This is a genomic window from Roseburia inulinivorans DSM 16841 (assembly GCF_000174195.1).
Taxonomy (GTDB): domain Bacteria; phylum Bacillota; class Clostridia; order Lachnospirales; family Lachnospiraceae; genus Roseburia; species Roseburia inulinivorans.
In genome coordinates this window covers 1-3,051 of record NZ_ACFY01000164.1, presented here as the reverse complement: position 1 = coordinate 3,051, position 3,051 = coordinate 1, and the positions used below count along the sequence as shown (strand labels likewise).

Below are 3,051 nucleotides of genomic sequence, written 5' to 3'. Positions count from 1 at the left end.
ATAAATGATTATTTACAACGGCAAATCCAGTTACTGTATGATTATTGGTTTACTCAATTTAACTTTCCTGGCGATGACGGACGACCATACAAGGCTACAAATGGGCTAATGGTGTGGAATGAAAAGATTAACCAAATCATTCCAGCCGATTGGCAAGTCAAGCCATTGGGTGCAATATGCTCTTTTCGTAATGGTATTAACTACGACAAAAATGTCGAAGGTAATACTGTATATAAAATTATTAATGTACGAAATATATCATCATCAACGCTTTTTCTTGACGAAAGTAATTTTGATATGATATGTCTTCCACAGCAACAAGGTGATAAATACCGTGTATCTAATGATAGCATTATTATTGCCCGTAGTGGAATACCAGGAACTACAAGAATACTGTACAATCCAAGTAGTAATATTATTTTCTGTGGATTTATTATCTGCTGTACACCATATGATAATACCTTACAAAACTATTTGACATTATACTTAAGGCAATTTGAGGGGAGTTCTGCTACTCAAACCGGTGGTTCTATTTTGAAGAATGTGAGTCAGGAAACCCTAAAAAACTTGCTTGTTCCTATTCCACAACAATCACTGCTAAGTAAGTTTAATGATTCAGTATCACGCATATACAATCTTATCAATGGCAACATTAAAGAAAATGTGCAACTTACCACACTTCGTGACTGGCTCCTTCCGATGCTCATGAATGGTCAAGCCATCATCGAAGATTGATATGATAAATAATCATTTATCATCGCATTCTCATGTATTTTTTTATCAATAGGAGCTATTACATCAACAATTCTTTTTTGCTGTGATAAAGATGGTAATTCAATTTCAATATTTCTTAACGACTCCAATGATATCGTCCTTTGAGCTGCTCCAATTGCCAAATAATCTGCTACAGTATAAAACTGCGGATTTAACAATGTATAGTATAAAAACTCTGGAATAACCTTTTCTAGATTCGGTCTAAGTATAGCTATATGTCTTTGAAATACAAATTTTCTATCTTCTTCGATTAACACTGGTTTTCCAAATGAGCCAACTACAGAATATAATATATCATTCTTAATTGCTTTACTTTTTCCGATAATTGTTCATAGTATTCTAACGGCACATACATTACATTGCTAAAATCTATTCTATTATCTGTTGTAATATTGGAAATCGTTATAAAAGGGACTCCTTTATCAGATTTCGGTGGAGCCTGATGATCTCCATCTGATATAAAAATACAACAATCCTGTAACTTCATTTTTTTCATGATGTTGTCTCCATTCTATCCAATATATTTTCTATGAGCAATTTTCACATTACTCTGCTTAACCATTGCATATTGCAATGTCGTATCTATTCGTTGATGACCTAGCAATTTTTGTAACTGCTCTATCGGCATTCCCTTATCAATTGCCACCGTTGCTAATGTTCGCCGAAACTTATGCGGATGAACTTTTTCTATGTTTAATTTCTTTCCAATTTCACGAAGTCTTAATTCTATCCCACCTATTTTCATTCGATTATATGGAGCTTTAAGTGATACAAATAATGCCTCATTGCCATCTAGCCTGGAATCAAGATAATTTTGCAAATGAATTTTCGTTCTTGCATCAAAATATACCATTCGTTCTTTATCACCTTTACCAAACACAATACATTCTCTTTCATCAAAAGAAATATCGTCTCTATTCAGTAGCACCAGTTCACCCACTCGCATTCCTGTTGAAGCCAAAATATCTATCAGTGCTAAATCCCTCGGATTATCGCAATTATCTCTCATAGATTCTAATTGTTCATCTGTGTATGTTTCCTTTATAGTACTAGCAGCCTTAATTCTATGTATTCTGCGAACTGGGCTTTTAATAATATAATCTTCATCCTCTAACCAAGCAAAAAAACTTGAAAATATTCTTCTAATATTATCAATTGTTACCTTGCTTGATTGTTTCTCCCTCTGATATTCCGCCAGATAAGTTCTTAGGTCTTCTGTAACTATTGTACAAACTGATTTTCCAATACTATCAAGCATTTGCTGTATTGTATTTTTATAGTATATCAGTGTTTTTTCTGAACAGCCTTCTATCCTTTTTGCAGAGAGAAATACTTCCAAATAATCCACTTCTTCTTTATCTATATCAGCCTCTTGTTTGGCTTCAATGGATACATTATAAAGATATATCTCCAATGTAGCCTTCAACTTGCTTAATTGTTCATTATTAAGTGATGAAAGCATCTCTCTTATAATCTCTGATATTATTTTCTCTTTCATGTGTTTCTCCTTTTATATGTGAGAACCACCATGAAGTGGAGTTCTTTTATTTGCTCTCGCCACTTTCAAGAGTTATTTTTATATTGTAAATGATTATTTAGCATTTCAATCTTCAATGGTGGCTTGACCATTCATGAGCATCGGAAGGAGCCAATCACGTAATTGGGATAATGCATTATTTTCTTTCATTATAGATACTTGGTTTTCATACCATTTTCCAACTTTTTCAGCATAAATATCAGCCAAGTTAGCGGATGGTATAACTATAATTGTATCTTTTAAATACTTAAAGTGACGTGCATATCCATAGTTGGATAAATCTATAGATTTTATCACCTGATAGAACAATTCATTAGGCATACATCTAGTATTTGAATTTATGATTTGTGTTCCATCAGCACCTCTTGCAAATGGAAAACAGATGTATTTTACAACTCTTGTATGATCTCCAAATACAATATATCCTGTTTTATTATACAAAACACTAGTTTCATCATCTGTGTATCCAGCGATAAAATCAGAAGATTGATCTATTACGGGGATGGAACCCTTGTCATAAAAATCTATTGCCGGGATTTTTGTTGAGTTTGGTACTTTGGATAAAAGATTACCTAAAGTATCAATAGTCCATCCAAATGGAATCTCTTTCTTGAGAACTTCATTGTATAATAAAGCTCCACCCGAGGATTTATATGATTTTCCATTCTCATTCGGAAAATCAAACTGCACAAACCAATAGTCGTAGATGGTCTTTGCCATCTCTTCTAAATAATCATTTA

General features: G+C 33.1%; 5 protein-coding genes. 1 reads left to right on the top strand and 4 read right to left on the bottom strand.

The features are described from left to right. The coding region (locus ROSEINA2194_RS17795) for a restriction endonuclease subunit S (protein ID WP_009860963.1) at positions 1 to 735 on the top strand (735 nt) is incomplete at its 5' end. Here the strand turns inward: ROSEINA2194_RS17795 and ROSEINA2194_RS19960 are convergent. The 4 genes from ROSEINA2194_RS19960 to ROSEINA2194_RS17780 form a co-directional block, all read right to left on the bottom strand. Continuing rightward, positions 714 to 1,031, bottom strand: a complete 318-nt coding sequence (locus ROSEINA2194_RS19960) for a restriction endonuclease subunit S (RefSeq protein ID WP_009860962.1) — start codon at positions 1,029 to 1,031, stop codon at positions 714 to 716. The two genes, ROSEINA2194_RS17795 and ROSEINA2194_RS19960, sit on opposite strands and share 22 nt — an antisense overlap. A 20-nt stretch (positions 1,032 to 1,051) precedes the next feature. Continuing rightward, the gene (locus ROSEINA2194_RS19955) at positions 1,052 to 1,270 is read right to left on the bottom strand and encodes a restriction endonuclease subunit S domain-containing protein (protein WP_009860961.1); all 219 of its coding nucleotides are present in this window, start codon (positions 1,268 to 1,270) and stop codon (positions 1,052 to 1,054) included. A 15-nt stretch (positions 1,271 to 1,285) separates the two neighbouring features. After that, positions 1,286 to 2,272, bottom strand: coding sequence for a site-specific tyrosine recombinase/integron integrase (gene xerA, locus ROSEINA2194_RS17785; RefSeq protein ID WP_009860960.1), 987 nt, complete (start codon positions 2,270 to 2,272; stop codon positions 1,286 to 1,288). 105 nt (positions 2,273 to 2,377) lie between these two features. Beyond that, positions 2,378 to 3,051 (bottom strand): restriction endonuclease subunit S domain-containing protein (locus ROSEINA2194_RS17780; RefSeq protein WP_009860959.1); only part of this gene is annotated, 674 nt, incomplete at its 5' end.